Origin of the sequence: Sphingobacterium ginsenosidimutans (assembly GCF_039536865.1) — a bacterium.
Taxonomy (GTDB): Bacteria; Bacteroidota; Bacteroidia; order Sphingobacteriales; family Sphingobacteriaceae; genus Sphingobacterium; species Sphingobacterium detergens.
On sequence record NZ_BAAAZK010000002.1, the window covers coordinates 474,343 to 497,283 of the forward strand.

General features: G+C 38.5%; 20 protein-coding genes. 3 read left to right on the plus strand and 17 right to left on the minus strand.

Features of this window, described 5'->3' with window-relative positions; all coding sequences use genetic code 11:
- The 5 genes from ABFX33_RS01800 to ABFX33_RS01820 all read right to left on the minus strand — a co-directional run.
- Positions 1-405: nuclear transport factor 2 family protein (locus tag ABFX33_RS01800; RefSeq protein ID WP_346083924.1), on the minus strand; the 405-nt coding region annotated here is incomplete at its 3' end.
- Between the two features lie 173 nt (positions 406-578).
- Positions 579-1,181 (minus strand): hypothetical protein, encoded by a 603-nt coding sequence (locus ABFX33_RS01805; RefSeq protein ID WP_346083925.1) that lies wholly within the window; start codon positions 1,179-1,181, stop codon positions 579-581.
- A gap of 284 nt (positions 1,182-1,465) precedes the next feature.
- Positions 1,466-1,957, minus strand: a complete 492-nt coding sequence (locus ABFX33_RS01810; protein WP_346083926.1) for a hypothetical protein — start codon at positions 1,955-1,957, stop codon at positions 1,466-1,468.
- A gap of 78 nt (positions 1,958-2,035) precedes the next feature.
- The gene (locus ABFX33_RS01815; protein WP_346083928.1) at positions 2,036-2,989 is read right to left on the minus strand and encodes a S41 family peptidase; all 954 of its coding nucleotides are present in this window, start codon (positions 2,987-2,989) and stop codon (positions 2,036-2,038) included.
- 291 nt (positions 2,990-3,280) lie between these two features.
- Entirely contained in the window at positions 3,281-3,727 is a 447-nt protein-coding gene (locus ABFX33_RS01820; RefSeq protein WP_346083930.1) for a nuclear transport factor 2 family protein, read from the minus strand.
- A 179-nt stretch (positions 3,728-3,906) separates the two neighbouring features.
- Between ABFX33_RS01820 and ABFX33_RS01825 the strand changes: the two genes are divergently transcribed.
- Together ABFX33_RS01825 and ABFX33_RS01830 are read left to right on the plus strand one after the other, a co-directional pair.
- The gene (locus ABFX33_RS01825) at positions 3,907-4,920 is read left to right on the plus strand and encodes an ADP-ribosylglycohydrolase family protein (protein WP_346083931.1); all 1,014 of its coding nucleotides are present in this window, start codon (positions 3,907-3,909) and stop codon (positions 4,918-4,920) included.
- Positions 4,921-5,338: 418 nt separating this feature from the next.
- Positions 5,339-5,827: a tetratricopeptide repeat protein gene (locus tag ABFX33_RS01830; RefSeq protein WP_346083933.1), complete on the plus strand. Its 489-nt coding sequence runs from the start codon at positions 5,339-5,341 to the stop codon at positions 5,825-5,827.
- An 87-nt stretch (positions 5,828-5,914) separates the two neighbouring features.
- Here the strand turns inward: ABFX33_RS01830 and ABFX33_RS01835 are convergent, their stop codons facing one another.
- Entirely contained in the window at positions 5,915-6,475 is a 561-nt protein-coding gene (locus tag ABFX33_RS01835; protein WP_346083934.1) for a dihydrofolate reductase family protein, read from the minus strand.
- A gap of 159 nt (positions 6,476-6,634) precedes the next feature.
- On the opposite strand from ABFX33_RS01835, the gene ABFX33_RS01840 reads away from it, so the two are divergent.
- Positions 6,635-7,339 carry a hypothetical protein gene (locus ABFX33_RS01840; RefSeq protein WP_346083935.1) on the plus strand — a complete coding sequence of 235 codons (705 nt, stop codon included), beginning with the start codon at positions 6,635-6,637 and terminating at the stop codon, positions 7,337-7,339.
- 72 nt (positions 7,340-7,411) lie between these two features.
- Here ABFX33_RS01840 and ybiA read toward each other — a convergent pair whose 3' ends face one another.
- The 11 genes from ybiA to ABFX33_RS01895 form a co-directional block, all read right to left on the minus strand.
- Complete coding sequence (ybiA, locus tag ABFX33_RS01845) at positions 7,412-8,173, minus strand: riboflavin biosynthesis intermediates N-glycosidase (RefSeq protein ID WP_346083936.1); 762 nt, start codon at positions 8,171-8,173, stop codon at positions 7,412-7,414.
- Positions 8,174-8,329: 156 nt separating this feature from the next.
- Positions 8,330-8,776, minus strand: a complete 447-nt coding sequence (locus tag ABFX33_RS01850) for a nuclear transport factor 2 family protein (protein ID WP_346083937.1) — start codon at positions 8,774-8,776, stop codon at positions 8,330-8,332.
- Between the two features lie 708 nt (positions 8,777-9,484).
- Positions 9,485-10,102, minus strand: coding sequence for a hypothetical protein (locus ABFX33_RS01855; protein ID WP_346083938.1), 618 nt, complete (start codon positions 10,100-10,102; stop codon positions 9,485-9,487).
- 552 nt (positions 10,103-10,654) lie between these two features.
- Complete coding sequence (locus ABFX33_RS01860) at positions 10,655-11,104, minus strand: nuclear transport factor 2 family protein (protein WP_346083940.1); 450 nt, start codon at positions 11,102-11,104, stop codon at positions 10,655-10,657.
- Between the two features lie 206 nt (positions 11,105-11,310).
- Complete coding sequence (locus ABFX33_RS01865; RefSeq protein ID WP_346083942.1) at positions 11,311-12,237, minus strand: 2-hydroxyacid dehydrogenase; 927 nt, start codon at positions 12,235-12,237, stop codon at positions 11,311-11,313.
- 591 nt (positions 12,238-12,828) lie between these two features.
- Positions 12,829-14,013, minus strand: coding sequence for a glycoside hydrolase family 76 protein (locus tag ABFX33_RS01870; RefSeq protein ID WP_346083944.1), 1,185 nt, complete (start codon positions 14,011-14,013; stop codon positions 12,829-12,831).
- Between the two features lie 70 nt (positions 14,014-14,083).
- Positions 14,084-15,211: a glycoside hydrolase family 76 protein gene (locus ABFX33_RS01875; RefSeq protein WP_346083946.1), complete on the minus strand. Its 1,128-nt coding sequence runs from the start codon at positions 15,209-15,211 to the stop codon at positions 14,084-14,086.
- A 9-nt stretch (positions 15,212-15,220) separates the two neighbouring features.
- Complete coding sequence (locus ABFX33_RS01880) at positions 15,221-16,363, minus strand: SusE domain-containing protein (RefSeq protein ID WP_346083947.1); 1,143 nt, start codon at positions 16,361-16,363, stop codon at positions 15,221-15,223.
- Between the two features lie 77 nt (positions 16,364-16,440).
- Positions 16,441-18,066 (minus strand): RagB/SusD family nutrient uptake outer membrane protein, encoded by a 1,626-nt coding sequence (locus tag ABFX33_RS01885; protein ID WP_346083949.1) that lies wholly within the window; start codon positions 18,064-18,066, stop codon positions 16,441-16,443.
- A gap of 11 nt (positions 18,067-18,077) precedes the next feature.
- On the minus strand, positions 18,078-21,488 hold the full coding sequence (locus tag ABFX33_RS01890; protein ID WP_346083950.1) for a TonB-dependent receptor: 3,411 nt from the start codon (positions 21,486-21,488) through the stop codon (positions 18,078-18,080).
- Positions 21,489-21,726: 238 nt separating this feature from the next.
- On the minus strand, positions 21,727-22,899 hold the full coding sequence (locus tag ABFX33_RS01895) for a FecR family protein (RefSeq protein ID WP_346083952.1): 1,173 nt from the start codon (positions 22,897-22,899) through the stop codon (positions 21,727-21,729).
- Between the last annotated feature and the right edge of the window lie 42 nt (positions 22,900-22,941).

The window sequence follows — 22,941 nt, forward strand, 5'->3', positions numbered from 1 at the left end:
CCCTTCACGCACCAAAGTCACAAGATCAGTCTTGGTGAAGTTTTCAAACTTCAGGGTCACTTTTGCTACCATATAATCTGCTGATTCTTCGATGATGTCAGTACTAACTGTACAGTTTAGCTTCTCGCCTTTTTGTTTTTTCAAGTATTTAACGACTTCATTCCGGCTGTTGGTCTTTGCATTTGCCGACTGAACTTTTTGGCTGAAATCTTCAGCAAATAGTTGTTCTACGCCAGCTGACTCTCCTTCAGTCGTTACCGCAACATAATGTTCAAGAGCAAAGTCTGCAGTGGAAAGGTTAACGTTTGCTTTTGCTGATTTGGAGCCTGGTCCTTCAGCGGCCATAGCGAATGTCGATACTACGATTAGGGCTGCTGCTGTGAATGTTTTTATTAATGCTTTCATAATGTCTTTATTTTATTGTGTTAGTTATATTGTTCTTATTTGTTGACTCAAAACTACAACACAATATGCCCCTAGCCTATCGGCTTTAGACCAACGATCAGTAAAACTCGGTGAATGACAGGAATGGGGAGGTGAAGTTTACATAAAAATAAACTTGAGCGTTCTAGGTGTATTTAATAGACTCTTATTCTTGCTAATAGGATAAACACAATAAATAAAATGCCTATTGCAAATAGCGCATATATGCCTAACACAGATTTCCATCTGAAATACTCTTCGTAGATAAGAATTTTTGTCGGTTTATGATTGCTATTATTGACTCCATAAGTAGCAATATACTCTTTTACTTCGTTTGGTGAACCTTGATGTACGCCTTCAAATTTTTTAACGATTATCTTGTTTTTTGAGTGATAGTCTTCTAAAAAATAGCCTATATCATCAACGATTACAGTAACGTTAGATTCGCTTTCTTTATCATCTACATACAAATCAATACCTCCGCTTTTTTTTCCATTTAGCTGTGCTTCTTTAATCTTAAATCCTGTAAGCTCAAATTCATCTGATTGCATGCGATCAAGTGCCGTAATTGGAACCTGCTCATAGATTTTATGATATTTATCATAATCTTCTTTTATGCTTTTTCCTACAAAGAAGAGTCCTACGAGTAATATCATCAGCGGCTTAAAAACGCCTGCTATTCCTCCCATAAAATCGGTTTTGGGTTTATTGTCCATTCTTTCTGATTGAAGTCTTTGGTGTTGTTTTATTTCCCACATCTTCCTGATGTACATCGTGATTACTTGATTTGTCATTTGTGCACCTAAGCAAGGAAGCTTACTTAAAGCTACATCATTTCTCCTTCGTATAAATTAACTTTTTAATATTCGCCATGCACCAGTTATTATTCGCTGTATAGCATCAATCCATTTACCGTGGGTATACATCCGACTATGAATAAAGCAAAAAAGCCTCATCTCACGATGTGGCTTTTCTGATAATATATTTTCCCCAATTACCTGTTCTATTTACTATGCCTAGATTATTAGTCCAATTCATAAGATTACTCTGGAACTAAAAAATTTCTATTGATAAATTTAAAACCGGACTGAATTTGTTTATATTTTGAATATCTATAATCAGTAGGTTCAGGTATCTCGATTAAATTTTTCGAATTATTTTTTCGTTTCTTAATCAATATTGAAGAAGAAATCCGCGACTCACTTTGAAATTGGAAGAATTCTTTAGCACCGCGATCTATCGCAAGGAGTTTATTATGAATAAAAATCCCATATATAGAACTTGAGTTACTCAAAAGATAATTGTAAAATGCAGACCTATCCATATAATAAATCTCGAGTATAGAATCTCGTTTATCGAAATACAAAATAGCATCCATGTCATGAATGACCTTTCCGCTTGTAGAATCCTCTTTAAAAAATACCCTTTCCAATCTTTTATCCACCTTCTCTATTAAGGGAAAATCATTTCCGGTTTGTGATTTAGCTGTACTAATAACAAAACAAAAGAAGCTCAATAGTAATACCTTTTTCAAAAATTTCAAAACAAATCAAATAGTTCCTTTTCGTCCATCTGTCTTTTACTCTATAAACTTCAATTTTACTGTTCGAAGTTAAATCCCCTTTGCTCTCAAAAACTCAATTGCTTTATTGATAAATACTGATTTTTTTTCTAATGTAAATCGATAACGTTCTTTAAAAGTTCGGATATTTTCCGGATATTCCAGGTCAACGATGATATCTGGGATTACACCTTCCCCGACATGATAAGACTTTCCTTTCCGATCATGCAACAATGCTGTCATTAAATTAACGGAATAACCTTTATCCACATAATAGAGTTCATTGTTCGAAGTTAAACCATTCGTCTTCGCTCCGATTAAAGTGACATTCTTTTGTCCTAGGAAATGACTCGCAGTAATTTCGCCAGAACTTGCAGTGATATTTGAGACCAGGACAATAATGGGTATCTGATTATTTCTAAGTGGTTGAGCTTGGACGGTATCGAATTTACAATATTTAGCTTCAATGCTATTGTCAATATATAGACCATTTTGAGGAATCTGAAATTTATTGATTAAAACCTCCTTACCATCTTTATCTAAGGTTCCATCGAAATAAGAAAAAGTTTGAGTCGTATCAATTAAGCTATGGAATGGAGTGACCATTGGTACAAAAGCGCCCCCATCATTTTCAGTTAAGTCAATAATCCAGGCTTTCGGCTGCTTTCCATCCAGTTCACGCAACTGTTTTTGTAAAGTATCAATATAGCGTCTATGCTCTAAAAGTACACCAGGAACATTGATATATGCATATTTATCTTCAATGAAACGATGTTGAAAATTGAGCGGAGGCATTCCTTCTTTCTCATAGGTCGTACTTGCGATCATTTTAATTAATGCCAAATTATCCATTGTATCTTTAACGTAGCCCACGCTGGAATGAAGGTCACTTAATCCGGAAACTATTTCTTTAAATGTCGGCAATAATGAATCTGTCTTATTCATATGCTTAACCTTTGCATTGGTCTCTGTGCGTAATTGGTCGAAGTTGATCTTGCTACGCATAAAAGAATGGACTTCCAACGTATCGATAAATTGATTTGCTAATTTGATTACCTCCCTATTTTGAGCACGGCAAATATTTAAAATGGAAAAACAAGCTATGAAAAAAAAGGCTTTGTACATAAATTAAAGATTAATAATATATCAAAAATAAAGAAATAACACCAATTCTATTTAACGTTTGTAGAAATATATACTGAAAAAGCCACATCTCACGACATGGCCTTAAATAAACATATGATTCATTAGTTGTCAGCTCTCGGTATGACCGAGCTGACAACTAGTTATTGGGAACTATTTATAGGAGTTAACTGAACTAGTTACTTTCCAATTATTACCTTCACGTACCAAAGTCACAAGATCAGTCTTGGTAAAGTTTTCAAATTTTAGAGTTACTTTGGCTACCATATAATCTGCTGATTCTTCGATGATGTCAGTACTAACTGCACAGTTTAGCTTCTCGCCTTTTTGTTTTTTCAAAGATTTGATCAACGCGCTACGACTATGGCTTTGCGCATTAGAAGCTTGAACCTTTTGGCTGAAGTCTCCTGTAAACAATTGCTCTACTCCCGCTGACGCGCCTTCTGTCGTTACCGCAACATAATGCTCAAGGGCAAAATCTGCTGTGGAAAGGTTAACATTTGCTTTTGCTGATTTTGAGCCGGGTCCTTCAGCTGCCATTGCAAATGTTGATACTGCGATTAAAGCTGCTGCTGCGAATGTTTTTACTAATGCTTTCATAATGTCTTTATTTTATATTGTTAGTTATATTGTTCTTATTTGTTGATTCAAAACTACAACACAATACGCCCCTAGCCTATGGGCTTTAGACTAATAGATAGGAAAACTCGGTGAATGGTGGAAATGGGCAGGTAAATATTTTTTATTATCTTAATGTGAAATCATTCATCCAATCATTTATGAACGAACAATCAAACAGATCTGCTAGTGATCCGAATACATCGGCTAGCCAAGCGAAAAATAGAATGTATGGAGCATTGTTTGGTATTGCAGTTGGTGATGCTTTGGGTGTTCCATTTGAATTCAGGTCGAAAGAAGACATGCTTAAAAATCCAGCTACTGAAATGATCGGTTTTGGCAGTCATAATCAACCTATGGGTACTTGGTCTGATGATACCTCATTAACCTTGTGTCTCGCGGACTCGCTTTTGAATGGGTACAATATATTAGATGTATCCGAAAAATTTATAGCATGGAAGGAAGGTAAATTGTGGACAGCACGAGGAGATGTCTTTGATATTGGTATCACCACAGCTAAATCAATCAGTGAGCTCAAACATATTATCGAATCCGGGCAAATCGGGGAGCTAACTGCACTAAGATATCAGGCAAGAGAACAAGACAATGGTAACGGTTCATTAATGAGAATACTGCCGCTTTTATTTGAAATCAAAGGACTTACACCAGCAGAACAATTTGAGAAAATTTGGAAAGTCTCGGCCTTAACGCACAAGCACATACGCGCTGCCATGGCATGTTTTATCTATCTCAAATTAGCTGAACTCATTTTGCTAGGCTTGGCCAAAGAGCAGGCTTATACTGAAATGCGAAATCAAGTTTCAAAATTCTGGGTAGACAGCAATTTCCCTGACTCAGAAATCATTTATTTTAATAGTACGATTTTACATGACATTCGGTCTAAATCACATAATGAATTAAGGTCCAGTGGTTATGTGATAGATAGTTTAGAATCAAGCCTATGGTTTTTTATGGAAAAAGACAACTACAGGGATACAGTATTATCTATAATAAACCTTGGTGAAGATACAGACACTGGAGCTGCCATTGCGGGGGGATTAGCTGGTTTGTATTATGGACTGGAAAGTATACCTGAAGATTGGCTCCTGAACCTCGCCCGTTATGATGATATCAAATCGCTAATAGAAAAAATGGCGCGGAGATATTTGGATTAGAAATTTCGATCGTAATCTCTAGCACGCATAAGCTAGTTTCAAACAGGTCAATTTAAAACATCGAAATATTTATTTTTAAAACTATTTCAAATCGACTGTTGTTCTTATCATACAAAGCGGCTATTAGTTACCTTTCGAAAGAAAGGACCAACATAAAAATTGGCGTTGTACAGTGAAAATCCAATCGTCTAAAAAAAACATTGGATGACGAAACAAAAAAGAGGAAACGATAGGAAACATAAAAATTACTGTACAAGTAAACGCTAAGAGAAAGGGTCTGATTTAACATCAGGCCCTTTTGACGTAAAAAACCATATCTCACTATATAGTACCCCATAAATTAACCACTAACCTGTACAATACTTTTATAGAATTTTGGTACATTTAAAAATATAAACCAAAAATATATTTTACTTGAATGAGCGCAAATGTTCCTATTGTTCGACAAGTCTCTTGGCCAGCTGTCTTAATCATCTCATTGGTATTGGCTGGTTTTATCGCTATTTCTGTATTTTTCTTTCAAATACATGGGATTATTATGGGTATAGCTTTCTTTTGGGCCTTAGCTGTCCTATTAAATCAGACAATTCCGACAAGCCACAACAAAGGGATGAAAGCTATAAAACGAAAGGACTTCAAAGTGGCCCTAGAATACTTTAAGCAAAGTGCTGATTTTTTTACAAAGTATGCTTGGGTAGATAAATATCGTACTATAACATTTTTAAGTGCTTCAAAAATGCACTATCGGGAAATTGCACTTTGCAATATTGCATTTTGCTATGTACAGACAATGGAAGCAGAAAAAGCAAAATCAACCTATGAAGAAATTCTAAAAGAATATCCTGGCAATGGAATCGCTTATTATGCACTAAATTCAATCAATACGTTTTCAAAAAAGATTGATTAACAAGAGCAAGTCCGACAAATTATTCTGATCTTACCATAGTGTAAAAATGTCACATAAGTATTAATTCGTAGCATAGGTAATTTTATATCAATTATAAGGTCGGTAAATATGCAAATTACTACCACATGAATAGCGTCTAGTACTGATTAAATCGAGTTTGATCCGATCTGATATATTGGGGAACAACGGCCTTCCCGAGCCAAGAACAACAGGATATACCATTAATGCATATTCATCTATTAAATCTAACTTTGCGAGTTGAGAGACAATAGTACCGCTTCCGTAAATAAGAATATCACCACCCAGACCACGCTTCAATTCCTCAATATCATGTTTATTGACCTCCTTAACAATTTTTGTATTGTTCCAATCAGCCTTGGCAAGTGATTTTGAAAAAACAATCTTTGGGGTATTGTTCATGAAATGAACAAACGATGGCCGATCCGATGCAGTCAAAGTCTCATCGGACCAATATTGAAACATTACTTCATAGGTCTCCCTACCATAAATAATCGTATCCGCTTTATTCTGCCGCTGTTCATAAAAATCCTCGATTTCGCTATCCCAGGGAAACCAATCTGTTTCTCCATGAATACCTGCGATAAAACCATCAATCGATACCCAGTTTAAAAGGCTGATTTTTCTCATAATAAGCTTAATTTTAATTGTAATTTAGGATCGTGATTTTTTTCTACAAAACTATTTTTGAATAGAATAAAATTATAGATTTATAACCTTTAAGCACTTATCATAAGGCAAGAAAACAGTTATGTTTCTTCCTTAAATCTTTAAGTACATTAGTGATTGATGAGGAAAACAGCCATTATCTATTCACATGATAAAATTATAGGCACTGCGGAACTGGAAGTCGGGGATTTCAGTATGGGAGGTCTATATGGAAGCTTTAACCCAAATCAAACTTATTTCAACCAAATTCAGAAACATGCCCAAGAATTTTTAAATACAAATGGTAAGAATATAAAAGAATGGATGTCCCTAAGATTTAATGTTCAACTTGAAAATGGAATGTTTTTATTTCCCGTAGGTGGTATCACGATTGAAGACAGCGAGGAACTACCAGAGCTCGCTAAAAGAATCGATTTGGCGGGAGTTGATACAAGAATAATCGAAGATTTTATTATCGAAAATCCGTCGAAAATCTTTGTGGAATCCCCTTGGGAGCCACTTACTATTGCCCAAAAATTGGCTTTTGAAGATAAGCTGCATAAAGAAGTCCATTCATCAGGATTTATACGCAATTATTTTCGGAGTCATTCCTCCAACCCTATTTTAAAAGAAGCAATGGTATCAGCTTTGTCTATAAATGTTACCGCATCTGAGGTATTATTTGAAATACAGAGTAAGACAATCGATCAACGATTTGCTTTAATAGCATTCAAACAATCAGGTCTAGATAAAACCAGCTTGTTATCGGATATTACATTATTCCATGATTTTGAGGAATTCAAATATCTGAAGATGTATCCTGACAGAAACGAATGGGAAGATTAACTCACAATGATACACAAAAAATTAAAACCATATCTCGGGACCTGGCCCCAAAAAAAAACAGATGATTCCTCATCAAGAATAAAAACCTAGCCATTGATAAGGTTGAGGGTTGGTCAATTGAAAAATTGTCTTTTCTCGCTCATTCAAATTATCATAATAATTAGAGAATTCGACGATATATTCTTCTCCCGCTCCCATTTTCCAAAACATATCCATAGCGTCTTTATCTGGGAATTTAGACCAAGGTGTTAGCAGGGCATTTTCAAGCGGTTCGAAATGTCCGAATTGATTAAGCAAATCTCGTACTTCCATCAGTGCAAAACCCAACAGATTTTGCCCACGCCAACAATAGATATTTTCAATATCACTATCATCTTGTGACATCCCAATGCCCCAAATGTCATCAACAGGACTTGCTTCAACTAATATTCTACTTTCAGTATTCAACATGTAAGCGGCTAACTCAGGATGCTGATTAAACTTATGTATATTTCCGAGCTTGACAACTTCAAACTTTCTTTCATTCCAAATCTGATCGTCATAGCCAATAACCTGCCTGCCCAAATCTTTAGCCTCGCCTGGTTTATGACAATTGATAATTTTCTCAAAAATTTTTTTATCACCAAACAGCAGTGCTTTGTGAGCCATCATCCAATGTTCGGCGGTCTTATAGGTTATATTATCAACCGTAAACTCGCTTTCATACCATTGACTAAAAATAAATTTACCAACACCTTGATGTTGATTATTAGTATGGCCCCAGAAGAAGATAAATTTGAACATATCTCCATTTTCAAACCTTTCTTTTAGCCATTTGATATTGTATTGTGACATAATGCCATTTCTATGCTAATAAAGGACTAATTTAAATATAATAGCTACCAAACAAAATAATATCAGGAAAATAGCGCATTCTAATATAGATGAAAGTAATAAAGCCGCATCTTTCGATGTGGCCCTACAACATTTATATATTTATTGAGATGGCTCTTATTGATAGGAATGAATTGACTTGGACACCTTCCAACTCTCATTCTCGTAAACCAACGTCACAAGATCCGTCATCCTAAAGTTGTCAAATTTTAATACAATTTTTGCAATCATATAATCTGTCGATTTTTCGACGATCTTGATATTCACTTTGCAGTTCAGGATTTCTCCCTTTTGTTTTTTCAACGATTTGATCACTGTACTACGTCCATAGGTCGATACATTGGCAGCCTGGATCTTTTGATTAAAATCTTCGGCAAACAACTGCTCCACACCCACTGATTCTCCTTTTGTCGTTACCGCAACATAGTGCTCTAAGGCGAAGTCTGCCGTAGAAAGGTTGATGCTTACTTTGTCTGATTTGGAGCCTGGTCCTTCAGCTGCCATTGTGCATGTGGATACAGCAAATAAGGCTGCTGCTGTTAATGTTTTGACTAATCTTTTCATAATGTCTTTTCCATACTAATGAGTGCATAAAGCATATAGAATCCGTTTTATCAACCGCATGCCAAATACTATACCAGTCGCCACAATAAGTCCATTTGTATCTCCTAAGCGCTTCAATGGGTTTTTTAAAATCTTCTTCTAAAAAAGAGATGTACGCATACGAACAGTTTATAAACATATTGTCCGCATACGTACAGCGCATCAAGAGTCTAACAAGAGATTAACTATAGTGAATGCTGGTGGTATTCCTTGGAAAAACTGGGATATTTGAAAATAGAGATTTCGGAGTGGAGCTGAACAGGCTTCGTCAGTTGTTTGTTGAGGTATAGGAAAACTCTTTTTACTTTAGCCACTTCTAGATTAAAAATCCATATATGGAGAGATTTAAGGATAGGTTAATTGCTATGGTCAGTGATGGCTATTAAAGTCTGAATAATCTGCCAACTATGCTAACTATATAAATTAAGATATAGAAAATAAAAATCAACACAAAAAGGTTTATTATACGATTTAGTAAATACAGAGGAACTTCAGAAAACTCAATTTCCCCAAAAATAAGATCCAAAAATGTATAAATAAAAACTAGTATCAAAGGATACTTTATCATAATCCATAGTGTTGTATTTTTTTTCATTTTAGTTATATAGATACCCTCATCTCTCCTATATTTATAGACATCGCTAGACTCAATCATGCTACACGAATAGGTTAGCCTGTCGTGTAAATTATAAAAATAGCCACCAATACTAAAACTGATATCACAGCCGCTGCTACGGTAGACCTAGCTCTATATTGGAGATCTTTTGGAAACATTAGCTGGCGAATAAGAGCTAAGCCGACTGCACCAACTCCCGAAAGAAACAACCTGATATAAAAGCTACTGTCACTAATATCCATATAGTTTCCGCCGATATAATCAATAATAAAAATCTGTAACACCGTGAAACCTATTGCAAATAACAAAGAGGCAACGGCACCCTTGATGTCTTTTATTTTTACAAAATTTAGCGTTTGAAGTATAGCCCCGAAAATAACTCCAAAAAATAGACTAAAAAATAATATTGCACTATTTTTATATAGTTCGATGGCATTTTCATCGGTTGTAGCTCCTTCGTCCCATGAATTCTCCTCTGCAAACTCCACCGCTCTCTTCCTATTTACCAGCGCTTCAATCGCCTCCGATTCATCTGGAGTAAAATTCCGTCCCCTTTCTTTTAAAATCTCATAAGCATATTGAACCGCATCAGCTACTGATCTACTATCTGGTTTTATATACTTTTCAAGCTCAATGTCCGAAAGCTTTTTGATAACATTTCTATTTACCATAAAATTTAATAACCCTTTACATTGTTGCACAGACGAACAGTTGTCCAATTGCCCCAACTATTTGTTTTATTTCTCGCGAAACACTGTTTTGAAAAAAAAGATGATTGCACCTTAATATTCCTAATTAAGCTAAATTTAAACAACAGTGTTTATTGCTTTTGATATATAAAACTTAAACGGCCCTTGGCATAAATTCAGATTGTATGCTGCAATAAAATTACATCGATTTCAATTTAAAAATATAGCAATTCAAAAAAAAATATTTATTTCCAAAACGATTTTTAAACGACAACTGTTCTTATAATAGAAAAAGGCTATTAGCTACCTTTCGAAAGAAAGGTCCAACATAAAAATTGGCGTAGTACAGTGAAAATCCAATACGCTAAAAACGTTGGATGAGGAAACAAAAAAGAGGAAACGATAGGAAACATAAAAATTGCTGTACAAAAAACGCTAAGAGAAAGGGTCTGATTAACATCAGGCCCTTTTGACGTAAAAAAGCCACATCTGCTGATATGGCTTACAACTTATATATTTATTCTAGATGGCATCTTATTTATAAGAATTGACAGATTTGGACACTTTCCAGCTGTTACCCTCACGTACCAAAGTCACCAGATCAGTCTTCGTGAATTCTTCAAAAGCTAAAGTAACCTTGGCTACCATAAAATCCGCTGATTCTTCAAGGATCTGTGTACTTACCTTACAATCGAGTTTCTTTCCCTCCTGTTTTTTAAAGTAGTTAACCACTTCTTCACGGCTATGTGTTATCCCTTTGGAAGAAGATTGAACATTTTGGCTGAAGTCCTCGGCAAACAATTGACCTACTCCAGCTGATTGACCTTCGGTAGTGACCGCAACATAGTGTTCTAGGGCGAAGTCCGCTGTTGAAAGGTTAACGGCTACTTTTTCTGATTTTGAACCTGGTCCTTCAGCTGCCATAGCGAATGTCGATACTGCGATCAGGGCTGCTGCTGCGAATGTTTTTACTAATGAGTTCATAATGTCTTTATTTTATATTGTTAGTTTTTTAGTTTCTTTTCTAATTGTCGCAAGGATATTGATTTTGTTGCATCATTTCCTTGTAGATTCTGAATCAAAACTACAACACAATAGGTCCTTAGCATACGGCCTTTAGACCAATATGACGGAAAACTCGGTGAATAGCGAAAATGGAGCGGTGAGTGCTCCGAGCATAGCGCAAACTTTTAATAACCTTTTTCCAAAGAAACTTCGTTGAGTAAAGGTCGTCCTTCAGTCATTCTTCTATAATTATCCACTACCTGTAAGACCGAAGAACTAATATTTGTCCTACTTGCAACATGTGGAGTTATAAAAACAGAACTGCAATTCCAGAACGGATGATCTTGGGCTAATGGTTCCTGATGAAATACATCGAGGTAAGCGTTAGCAATTTGCTTCTCAGCGATTGCTTCTAATAAATCTGCATCAACAAGATGTTCGCCTCTACCGACGTTAAGTAGAACTGTTCCCTTGGGACATAAACTGAAAAGATCATGGTTTAAAATTCCTCTTGTCGCATCAGTCAATGGCAAAACATTCACAATAAAATCTGTTTTCTCAACAGCCAGGCCAAGTCCCGCAATCCCCGTGAAAGAGTTTACCCCTTTTAGATTTTTAGCTGAATTCGACCACCCGTTTACCTTGAAACCCAACTGGGCTAACCTTTCAGCTACATAACCGCCGATTTCACCCAATCCTAAAATCGTTACACAGGTTTGACCAATAGATTTATATACCAGGGGCTGCCAATGTTGTTTCACTTTTCTCATGGCATAAGCCGAAAAATTCTTCATCGAATGCATCAAACATGTCAAAACGTGCTCAAACATATCACTTTTTAACATGGGGTCTACAATCCTACAGGTCTGGATATGTGAAGGTATAGATTCAGGAAATAAATGATCTATCCCAGCTCCTCCAGACTGGATAACTTTTAGATTGGGAAAATGAGTATAATAATCTGCCTCGGGCTTCCAACAAAGTGCAAACTCGACCTCATCATTATTTTCGATCTCAGGATAGATCTCAACGTTTATTTCGGGTAAATGTTTATTGATTTCGAACTTCCACTCTTCAGCCCGACCACTACTTAGTACCAATGCTATACTCATATTGCTTTCATTTATACGAAAATAACATTTATCCTAAAAATAGTAATGTACTTATTCCAGAATAGCTTTATTATCTGGTAACCAAAAGCTGCAAGTGAGACGATAAAAGTGTTTTATGAGAACAAGAACCATTTAAGCCACTTATGATTTTTATACCAAGTAAAAATCAATGAAAAAACTGAAGAGAAAGAACTTGCCAAAGAATTCAAAACATGTAATATAGTCCCTGCCAACGACAATAAGTGTTTAACACAATAAATACAGTTATTATCACTTCTAGAAAAAGGACTAAGCATGCTCCTATCAATAACCTAACTTGTCTTTTCAATTTTAAAACCTCTGAATTCATAATTGATTAATTTAATGGATATCGTTGAACCGCCCCTTAAGATTCATATATTTTCCTATTCTCTTGAAACAAAATCTATCACCTTAATAATCAAAACCATAAAATAACATTCTTTCATTTTCATAAAAACCATAACAACTAATCTTAACACGCACAAAAAAGCCACATCTCACGATGTGGCCCAAAATAAGCTTATGATCAATCTGTGATCAGCCCTAATGATTTGTTTTGTTTAGAAACTACTAATACCCGAATTTTGCTAAGCGGCCGTACATCTCCACAAAAGCACATTGATCCAACAACCACTTGGATTTTTTAGGTTTCTCCAATGTCCAATCAGCATCAAACAGCCCATCTTGATCGCGCATTTTATCCCATGCCAGATCAAGATTTTTCGCAAAAATGTCCATGTATTTTCTATTCCCATCCTGTTCGAACAAACTGATATATCCCCGCATCATCACAGCATGGAACCAGACATTACTGTTTTTTAAGATTGGAAAATCAATTCCGTCTCTGGTCTGAAAAAAATAGCTTAAACAAGCTTCAGCCAGCTGCTGTGCATCCATCAGATACTTTTTTTCCTTCGTCAGTTTATAAAGCAAGGCCGCAGCCTGCAACATCTGGCCCGAATTATAGGAATATTTGGCTTTATCTACCTTACCATTTAGATGTATATTATCCCAATACAGCTTGTCATCTGGATCTCGCAAACCTGCTTTTGTCCATTCATATAGCCGTCGACCTTCATTTAGATAATTCTTCTCCTTGGTTGCTTCAAACAGTTTTAGGGCAAACACAGCTGCTGGAGCATTCGAACAGGCATTTTTAGATTCCTTTTTTTGCTCACACCAATAAATACCACCGCCAAGCTTGTTATCTTCACCACTCTTCACAAAAGCCCATATTTCTTTTGCATTTTTGAGGTAATCAGCTTTTTTGGTCTGGATATAGCTATCGGTAAAATCAATACCCAACCATATATTGTCATCGTAAAAACGGTCTGATGCCGGTGCGGAATTGATATAAGAGGCATAACCTACAGGTACACGCTGTTCATCTCTGTATTCACGGAGTCCTACCAGTACCTTTTGATCCAATACTTTCTGATGCTTAGCTTTATCCTTTGACAGTTCCATCAATGCATTTACGGCAGAGAAACTGCCCGAGAAAGGCCAGAGATAAGCGTATTTTTTCCGCTGCCCTGATTGTTCGTTATTATTCAGATAATCTGCTTTAAAATTTTCATCAAAAGGATATTTTTCGATCAATAATTTATTTTCAGCGCCCCCATATTTGTTATAGACCACATCTAGGGTCTTTTGCGCACGTTCGGAGAATTGATCTTTTTTAACTTGCGCCTGCGTCGTCAAATAGCATAATCCTGTCAGAAGTAATGTCGTCGTTATCTGGTTTATTTGTTTCATTTGCATCTATTAGTTTAATGAAGCCATCAGGAACTAATGTTCATCTAATGGCTCCGAGGTATCCAATCTGTTATTTTGACCTTATCTGATAGCGTGCCAGCCCTTCAAACAGCATGGCAGCACTGGCGTAGGCTGAAATTTCGCTATTACCAATCGGCGGCTGAGACCAGGAAGAGCCAAATAATAGCGTTGGTAAGCTGGTTCCTTTGGTCCAGGCAATTTTACCGTTGTTAACCAAAAACTTCTCAAACTTTGCGCGATAATCTGCATCGATTCCCTCCAGGTTCAAATATTCAACAAAATACCGGATGAATATACCCTTAAACAGCGCACCGTCACCATTACCTTCATCGCGCAAAATATTATTCCCCACATCTATACAGCGGGTAATGGTGTAATAGCTAATTTTTTGCGCATCGACCAGATAGATCTGATCTTTGGTAATCTTAAAAAGCTCCACAGCCGTACCAAGAAAAGTTCCCTGATTATAGGTCAACGTGGTTACATCAACCGCATCTGTCTCTCCATTGATATTATCGTACACAGCACCCGAAGATGGATTATATAAGGTTGCCTTCTGCCATTCATAGATTTTTTTGGCCCAGGTCAGGTAGTTTTCATTTTTTGTTAGATTATAAAGTCTAGCCGCAAGAATGCTAGCAGGTCCATTAGAACAGGCATTCTTGCTGTATAACATATCCTTGCGCCAGGCCAATCCACCGCCAGCATATTGTTCATTCCAGGCTTTCAAAATATCAGTCCATAACAGTAGTACCGCATCGAGATATTTTTGCTCCTTAGTCGTCTCGTATAGTCGCAGCATAGTCAAGGCATTCCACTCCATATCATCATAGAATACATTATAGTAAGTGTTGCCATTTTTAACCTTGACACCCTCAAACCACTTACTGAAATAGGCGCTGTATTTAGCGTCCTTCGTCCGTTGATAGGCATCAATAACCACGTCCATCGCGTGGGCATTGGGCCAATATTGAAAGCCCTGATCCGATTGGTTGATGGCGTTGTTAAAATATCCAGCTTCATTCCAGAAACCAGAGATCATTTTGTCGGACACCTGCGTAGCGACCTCTGTCCAAGATTCCCGAATCGTATCGTCGTATAGATATGTATCCTCGACTTTTGTGCACCCAAACAGTAAAAACAGCATGGATGAGATTATCACTATTTTCTTCATCATTTCCTCTTTTTAATTTGGAACTACTGCATGTGTATAATCTTTGTCCCCTTGTAAGATCATGGAGATTTTGGTCGGACGCCCATCTACTGCATCCACAAATTTCCATTTGTCATCCCATTGCGAAAGATTAGGTAATATACGGACAAAGTAATACGATGGGGCTGAAGAACTGTTTGGTGGGCTATCGGTCCCTGTCTGGGTTCCCAATTGCACAGTCTCTGCCTTTCCTGCCTTGACCGTTTCCATCTGGAACTTATAGCGTTGGTCGCGCCCCCAGCTTTCCTGTTTAAAGTTGATGACACCTGTTGCCGACCAGATACCCTTGCCTTGATAAGGGAGATCCAGTACCACCGCACCTGAAGGTGAGAAATAAACGCCCATGCTTTTGATTTCAGAATAGGTAATCGTCGAAACGTTGAAATCTATTCGAATTCGATACACCGCAGTCTTGGCAACGGTATTGCTGCCGGTCTCTGCTTCTTTTATCTTGGTTTGATCTTCGGAATAGAATACACGACCATCTGCCGATTTACGATCTGTAAAGATATATTTTTTACCGGCTTCCAATTTTGTAAAAATCTCATATTCACCATTACCAACAAGCTTAAACGGTATTGCTTGAGCAATGGTTGTACCGTTCTCAGCACCTTCACCGGTGATAAACAATTCGTCCGGAATATCTGCAAACCCTTCCAGCGTTTTGATGTTCAGATTTTTTTTCACTTTACTCAGCACGCGTTTCATGCCTCGTATGGAATACACGGACCAACTGATGTCACCACTTGCGCCGGGTTCTATCCCAGCTTTGGCAGCCACCTGATTCAATATTTTGTGACTGATATTTGCGCCATTTGAATTCCCATTATTGTCGGAAGTAACGGTATATAGCGGCTTGCTGAAATCGCCATTTAGCTTATCAAAAACAACTTCATATTGGGCAGCTCCCCCATCGGCGACCAGTGCAGATTCCCATTCAAAATACAGAGCCGCAGAACTCGAACTCAATAATTTAACGGCCTTACCATCTGTCGGTGCATATAAATTCTCCACAGCGGATACATCCGCATCCGAGTATTTCATATCGTCTTTTTTGCAGGAAACGATGTTCGCAACCAATGCGAGCATTGCTATAACTTTAAAATACCATTTCATGTCTTTATCTTTAATTTTGTAGTTCAAAACGGACGTTGTCCACGCTATCGTTTGCAACGGTTTGTTTCGATTAAATTTTAGTTTGAATAGCCTTGATTATTGGGCAATAGGTTTTTATTCAGGTCAATCTGTGTCCTTGGCACTGACCATAGATAATCTCTGCTCTCGTCAAATCGTCTAATATCCAATTTGATATAGCTATTGTTACCACCATATTTTGCACCAGTTACCTGTCCATCCAGAAAGGTTTTACCTGCTTTCCAACGTACAATATCATAGTAACGTAGTCCCTCCAAAGCGAGTTCGCTTCTTCGTTCATTTCGTACGATCGTTTTCAGATCACCGGTCATAGGAAAGTCCAGCGCTTTGCCCGCCACAAAGCCAGCTCTTTTGCGGATAGGTTTGATTGTCATATCCCAAATTGCGGCATCGAGTTGCCCTAGCGCCTCTTTCGCTTCGGCATACATCAGTAAGATATCAGCATATCTGAACATAATAATATTGAGCCCGGCATCGTATTTTACCGTTGCTGTCACATCGTAATATTTCTTCACATAATAGCCAGTTGCAGAAGCATTGGCGCTCGCTCCCTGATATTCGTCCAAGCGCTCTTTATCTGTTCCTCCGGAGCCTGGCTTGATAAAAATTTTACGGACTGTCCCATCAAAGTCAGTCCATTGGCCGCCATGAAAAACAATAGTTGCCGCCATCCGTGGGTCTCGATTTATGTAAGGATTATCACTATTGTAGTTAGGATCCGCGCTTATGGTATTTCCATCAAGGGTGATATAGTTGTCAACAAGGCTCTGCAAAGGGGCATAGCCGTTCAGTCGCGCCTGAGCAGAAATCGGAGCCGCATCATAGAGTTTATTCCAGGTTTTCAACTGTGGTACATAGCCGTAATCGAGAATAACCTCCGAATTGTATTCTTTTGCTGCAGTAAACAATTCCGGATAGCTATCGAAAAGCGCATATGTCCCAAATTCCCCTTGTTTCTTGATCAAGTTCTCACAATACTGCAATACTTTGTTCCAGTTGCTCTCATAGAGAAAAGCCCGTGCCTGAAAAGCTGAAGCCGCACCTTTTGTAATTCGACCTTTATCATCGGCAGGCAACACATCTTTGCTGGGCAGATCAGCCATGCATTCATCCAATTCCTGATGGATAAATGCCATGACGGTTGCCTTGGCCGTCCTTGGAACGATTTTAGATTCCTCTAGGGAGATGTCTTTGGTAAAGAAAGGAACATCGCCGTAAAAATTGACCAGTCTAAAATAGAGGAATGCACGGATAAATCGTACCTCCGCAATCCGGCGTTTTTTGAGCACAGCATCCATTCCGGGGACACGATCTACATTTTCAAGATAGACGTGGCAGGTCTTGATGCCGCCATAGAGATCGGACCATTCCGAAGCAAAACGTCCCAAGGTAGGGTCAGCAGTTCCATTGCGGATAGCGCGCTGGTCGGTATTTGACCGCCCTTCAAAAATATTATCACTTAGCGCTTCATCATTCCATAATCGGTCGGCTGAGAAGAGTTGATTATAAGCCATATTGACCATTTTTTCTGCGTTTTCTGGGTAATCCCAAAAGTTCTCATCCGTAAATCTATCTGTTGGCAAGGTATCCAACTTATTGCAGGAAGTGAAATGAACAACAGCCATTAAACTCAAGCCTCCTATAAGTAATTTATATAGTTTCATCACATAAATGGTTAGAATTGAATATTTAATCCGCCGCCATAATATTTCAACGTTGGATAATTGCGGGCACTATTGGCTGAACCTCCCATATTGGAGTCAAATTCGGAAGATTCGGGGTCTATCCAGGAGTTTTTGCTCAATGTGAGTAAGTTTTGGGCATTAACAAAAAAGCGTACCCGTTGTAGCCCCAATTTGGATGTGACATTCTTTGGTAGTGTATATCCTATTTGGAGATTTTTCAGACGTGCATACTTCCCATTGAAAAGATAGAGATCAGAATCTTTCCCAAAGTTGTTTGTTGAGGCTGTAGATCCATTGGCTGTAAGTCGAGGCCACTGCCCATCAATATTTGTCGGCGTCCAGTAATCAAGTTGATGTTGATAAATAGCGTACGAATAATTCTGGTGAAAGGGCTCAATCAGTTCACCGCGGATCATCATATCCCGTTTACCAACACCTTGCCAGAACATGCTAAAATCAAAATCCTTATAACTGAGGTTATAGGTCAGGCCGAATGTAAATCGTGGGAAACCATTACCCAGGACAAATCTATCCCGTGCATCGATCATTCCATCATTATTGCGATCCACATATTTGACATCTCCTGGGCGCAAGTCCGCGGCAGTGATACCACTTGGCAGGGCCGAGGTCTCGATATCCGAAATATTCTGGAAGAGTCCAGCCATTTTGTAGCCATAATAGGAATTGTACGGCAGACCGACACGTGTCAATTTGGTAATATTATCTACTGTTGAAATCCGGTCATCTCCTGGCATGGAGACAATCTTATTGTGACTGTCACCTATATTGGCATTGATCTGATGCTGAAACTCGCCTGTTTTAGTGTGATAGGTCAGGTTGATCTCCCAGCCTTCATTGTTCATTTCGCCCAAATTCTGGTTTTTTAATGAGGTCCCAAACACGGATGGGATCTGTGGTGACATCAGAATATCTACTGTTCGCTTCTTAAAATAATCAAAGCTTGCTGTCAGCTTATCCTGAAAGAAAGTTGCATCAAGGCCAACATTGAAATTATAGGTTTTCTCCCAGCGCAAATCCAAACTGGCATAATTAAATCCCGCGGCAGCTACTGGCTTATTATTAAATCCATAGCTGTTTGGATAGGATTCATAAGTAAAATAATATGAATAATCATCCACGGCCTGATTTCCCAGTACACCATAGGTGGACCGAACCTTGAGGCTACCGACATGCTCCTTATACCAATTCATAAAAAGCTCTTCCGATGCTCGCCATCCAAGTGATCCTGAAGGAAAGAATCCCCAGCGGTTTGCTTTTGAAAACTTGGAAGATCCATCGTAGCGAAAGCTGAATTCGGCAAAATACTTACTTTCAAAGTCATACCCGGCACGACCGAAGATTGAGTTGATACTATTCTGTAAAGTTCCATTTGGTGTGACACGGGCACTGGCGGGATCGATAACTGTTCCGGTAGTCGGTGTTCCCAGCACTGGATCGGTAAACTTCATTTTAAGTTCATTCTGTCTACGCGTATAGGACTCATTGGATGCACCAATCAAACCTGAAACATGATGACTCCCGAAGGTCTTATCATAATCCAGCAATAACTGAAAATTCAGCAAAGAAGCTTTTTCATTAAAATCTTCTGTATTACGATCTGAATTTACGAACACCTGTGGCAGCAATGCCTCAGGGTCGGAATACAAGGGTACTTGGATCCTTCGGATAAAACGATGGTCTGCATAGATATCTGCGCCAAAAATACCGCGCAGCTTCAGACCGTCGAACAGTTTTGCCTCGAGATTCAGATTGATGTTAAAATAATCATTATCATTTTTAATATAACCACCTTCATTAAGTTCAGCCAGCGGATTTTGATCTGTGAGTGCGTTATTGACCAGATATTTTCCATTATCTGCCCGCATTCGATAATAATAATAAGAAGGGAGGCGAGAAGCATTGATGATGGCACTTCCGGCTGTATTGCTCATATTGTTGTTACGTGTATACGCTAAAATTGAGGTCAGTTTAAAACGGCCGATCTCAGTACTGAGATTAGTCCGTAGATTATAGCGTTTTATCCCAAAATCCTGTCCAACAAAATTGCTGGGTTGATTATAAAAACCTCCTGAAAATAAATAAGAGCTTTTTTCACCACCACCCGTGACGTTGATATTATATTTTTGTTGAAACGAATTTTTCATGATTTCCGGCAAATTCCATTTTTCGATATCCTGATGTGCATACAGATCAGCAATCGCTTCTGGTGAAAACTGTGGATCCATTCCTGAGTTGGTGAGCGCAAGATTGCGTAAGGTCGCATTTTCATAGCCAGCGACTGGGGAAAATAAGATTTTGGGTTGTTGCACACCCCATTGCGTGCCAATTGTCACCGAGGGCTTCTGATTTTGGCGTCCCCTTTTTGTGGTTACCAAGATGACACCATTTGCTGACCGTGAGCCATAAATAGCTGTGGAACCTGCATCTTTGAGTACAGATACTGTTTCGATATCGTCCGGATTGATCTTGTTCAGTGTTCCACCTTCGGTAATAATTCCGTCAATCACTACTAGTGGGGCATTACTATTTACCGTAGATATTCCCCGGATATTGATGTTCATTGAATTATCGTTTGGATCCATACTTTTCTGTTGAATGGTCAAACTTGGGGAAGCGCCCTGAAGGGCCTGTGTAACGTTGCCGACCGGTCGGTCCTGAAAGGTCTTTGCACCGATCTGATCGACGGCACCGACAACGCGCTGCCGTGTCGTGGTACCATATCCGATAACGATAACTTCTTCCAGCTGGCTATTGCTACTTTTCATCAGCACATGTAACTGTCCCAATTCCTCTGTACGCATAGCGGCCAACTCCACAAGCTGCTGATCGTACCCGACAGAGGAAAATATCAACGTGGATTTTGGAGAAAGATTACTGATCGTAAAACTACCATCAGCGGCAGTGGAAGTTCCAGCTGATTCATTTCCTTTTACGCGAACGGAAACGTTGGCAAGCGGTTCACCACGCTCATTGGTCACCCGTCCCTTGATCATTGCCTGAACTGGCACCGTCGCATGCTGTACCGATGGGCTTATGCTTGTAGACCGGGGCTTGTCCCGAATGACGATTGTCTTACTGTTCATCTGATACGATAGCGGCTGATCTGCAAAAAGCTGAACCAGCACATCTGACAACATGCGGTCTTTTACTTTTATATTGACAGGTTTAGCCGCCGACATTTGCCGTTCTGTATAGAGAAAATTGTACCCTGTCTGTGACTTGAGGTCCTTAAATATTCTTTTAAGGCTCATATTGGAGTATTCCAATGTTACCTTTTGTGCAAAAGTCGAAGCGCTAACCTGCATAAAAGTAACCAAGATAATTATGGTCGTCAATCGCATAATAAGCCATAGTTTACGGAATAGCAAATATGCTATCACCTTTTTTCTGATATAATTTTGATACATTTGCAAGGTTTGATTTGCAGTATATTCGAGTCGTCCAAAACAGAAATATAATGCAGATTGGATAGTTAAAATTTAATTGTCCCAAACAGCAACCGAGTCCTTCGGGATCTTGGTTGCTTTCTTATAGCCCACCGTGGTGACTATTCGTTTTGTATATTTCTATTCATCAGTTGCTTTTTTAGGTATTTATAATCAATTATTTATTAAACAATTACGGAAGAACATATAGGGTTTTCCCTTCAATCCTGAAATGGACTGCCCCCGTATTTTCAAGCAGATTTAAGACTTGCTTTACGTTATCAAAGCGGGATATCCCTCCGCCGAACTTCTCTGTTGTTTTTTTTCCCTGATAGATTACATCCACATTATACCAGCGTGCTATTTTTCGCATTACACTTTCGATATCATCCTCATCAAACATAAATTCGTGATTGGTCCACGCAATTATTGGAGCTGTATCTACTTGCTGTAATTTAAGCGTTCCGTTGGCGTTAAGGCTAGATTGTTGTCCAGGAAGTAACTTCAGTTTTTGGTTGCTGGAAGATACTTCGACACTCCCTTCCAAAAGTGTAGTCCGCGATGCAGGTTCATCAGTGTAGCTATTTACATTAAAATGAGTACCCAGTACTTTGATCTGTTGACCGGATGTATTGACAATAAAGGGATGTTTCGGATCCTTTGCTACCTCAAAATAGGCTTCTCCTACCAATTCCACTTCCCTTTTCCCTTTGTGGGCAAACTGCATTGGATACTTAAGGGCTGAAGCAGCATTGAGCCATACCTGTGTACCATCTGGTAACTTAATCCGATAGGTTTCTCCTTTGGTTGTTGATAATATGTGATTGCCAGACCCAGCACCCGCATTTTTCCCTACTTCGTAGATCAATTGTCCATCATTACTTTTAGAAATCTTGATGCCCATTTCATCTGCAATCTGTCCATTCATGGTCTCCTGTAAGCGAATCTGATCGCCATTGGCCAGGGTTAAGGTCGCGGATTGTTTTCCTGGCGATATCAACTCTTGTGCAGACTGTTGATTTGCGGGATTACGAGCACCATCAAAAAACCACCAACCAGCAAACGATATTCCAATGACAGTAGCAGCAACAGCGGCAATACGTTTCCAGGACCACAATGATCTCGTTTTTGGTTTATTTATCTGAAGATGCAATTGCTCCCAGGTGTTATCCAGTACCAGCAGAAGTTCGGGATCCTGAAGCAAGACCTGATCTACAGGATCATCCAAGACTTCCTGGATCAGTTCCTGCAGCAGTATTCGGTCTTCCCCCGATTTTATATAAGTCAGAAAAGCGCGAGAATTTTCCTCACTGAGTTCTCCATATATATACTGCCTTAACGTATATTGAAGTATTTTTTTTTCCACAATTGGTTATCTTCTTTTTAGCTAATACACTTCAAAAGCAAC

Coding starts and splice junctions, on each gene's coding strand:
- ABFX33_RS01805 (WP_346083925.1), bottom strand. CDS start 1,181: ATGTGGGAAATAAAACAACACCAAAGACTTCAATCAGAAAGAATGGAC.
- ABFX33_RS01815 (WP_346083928.1), bottom strand. CDS start 2,989: ATGCGTAGCAAGATCAACTTCGACCAATTACGCACAGAGACCAATGCA.
- ABFX33_RS01820 (WP_346083930.1), bottom strand. CDS start 3,727: ATGAAAGCATTAGTAAAAACATTCGCAGCAGCAGCTTTAATCGCAGTA.
- ABFX33_RS01825 (WP_346083931.1), top strand. CDS start 3,907: ATGAACGAACAATCAAACAGATCTGCTAGTGATCCGAATACATCGGCT.
- ABFX33_RS01830 (WP_346083933.1), top strand. CDS start 5,339: ATGAGCGCAAATGTTCCTATTGTTCGACAAGTCTCTTGGCCAGCTGTC.
- ABFX33_RS01835 (WP_346083934.1), bottom strand. CDS start 6,475: ATGAGAAAAATCAGCCTTTTAAACTGGGTATCGATTGATGGTTTTATC.
- ABFX33_RS01840 (WP_346083935.1), top strand. CDS start 6,635: ATGAGGAAAACAGCCATTATCTATTCACATGATAAAATTATAGGCACT.
- ybiA (WP_346083936.1), bottom strand. CDS start 8,173: ATGTCACAATACAATATCAAATGGCTAAAAGAAAGGTTTGAAAATGGA.
- ABFX33_RS01850 (WP_346083937.1), bottom strand. CDS start 8,776: ATGAAAAGATTAGTCAAAACATTAACAGCAGCAGCCTTATTTGCTGTA.
- ABFX33_RS01855 (WP_346083938.1), bottom strand. CDS start 10,102: ATGGTAAATAGAAATGTTATCAAAAAGCTTTCGGACATTGAGCTTGAA.
- ABFX33_RS01860 (WP_346083940.1), bottom strand. CDS start 11,104: ATGAACTCATTAGTAAAAACATTCGCAGCAGCAGCCCTGATCGCAGTA.
- ABFX33_RS01865 (WP_346083942.1), bottom strand. CDS start 12,237: ATGAGTATAGCATTGGTACTAAGTAGTGGTCGGGCTGAAGAGTGGAAG.
- ABFX33_RS01870 (WP_346083944.1), bottom strand. CDS start 14,013: ATGAAACAAATAAACCAGATAACGACGACATTACTTCTGACAGGATTA.
- ABFX33_RS01875 (WP_346083946.1), bottom strand. CDS start 15,211: ATGATGAAGAAAATAGTGATAATCTCATCCATGCTGTTTTTACTGTTT.
- ABFX33_RS01880 (WP_346083947.1), bottom strand. CDS start 16,363: ATGAAATGGTATTTTAAAGTTATAGCAATGCTCGCATTGGTTGCGAAC.
- ABFX33_RS01885 (WP_346083949.1), bottom strand. CDS start 18,066: ATGAAACTATATAAATTACTTATAGGAGGCTTGAGTTTAATGGCTGTT.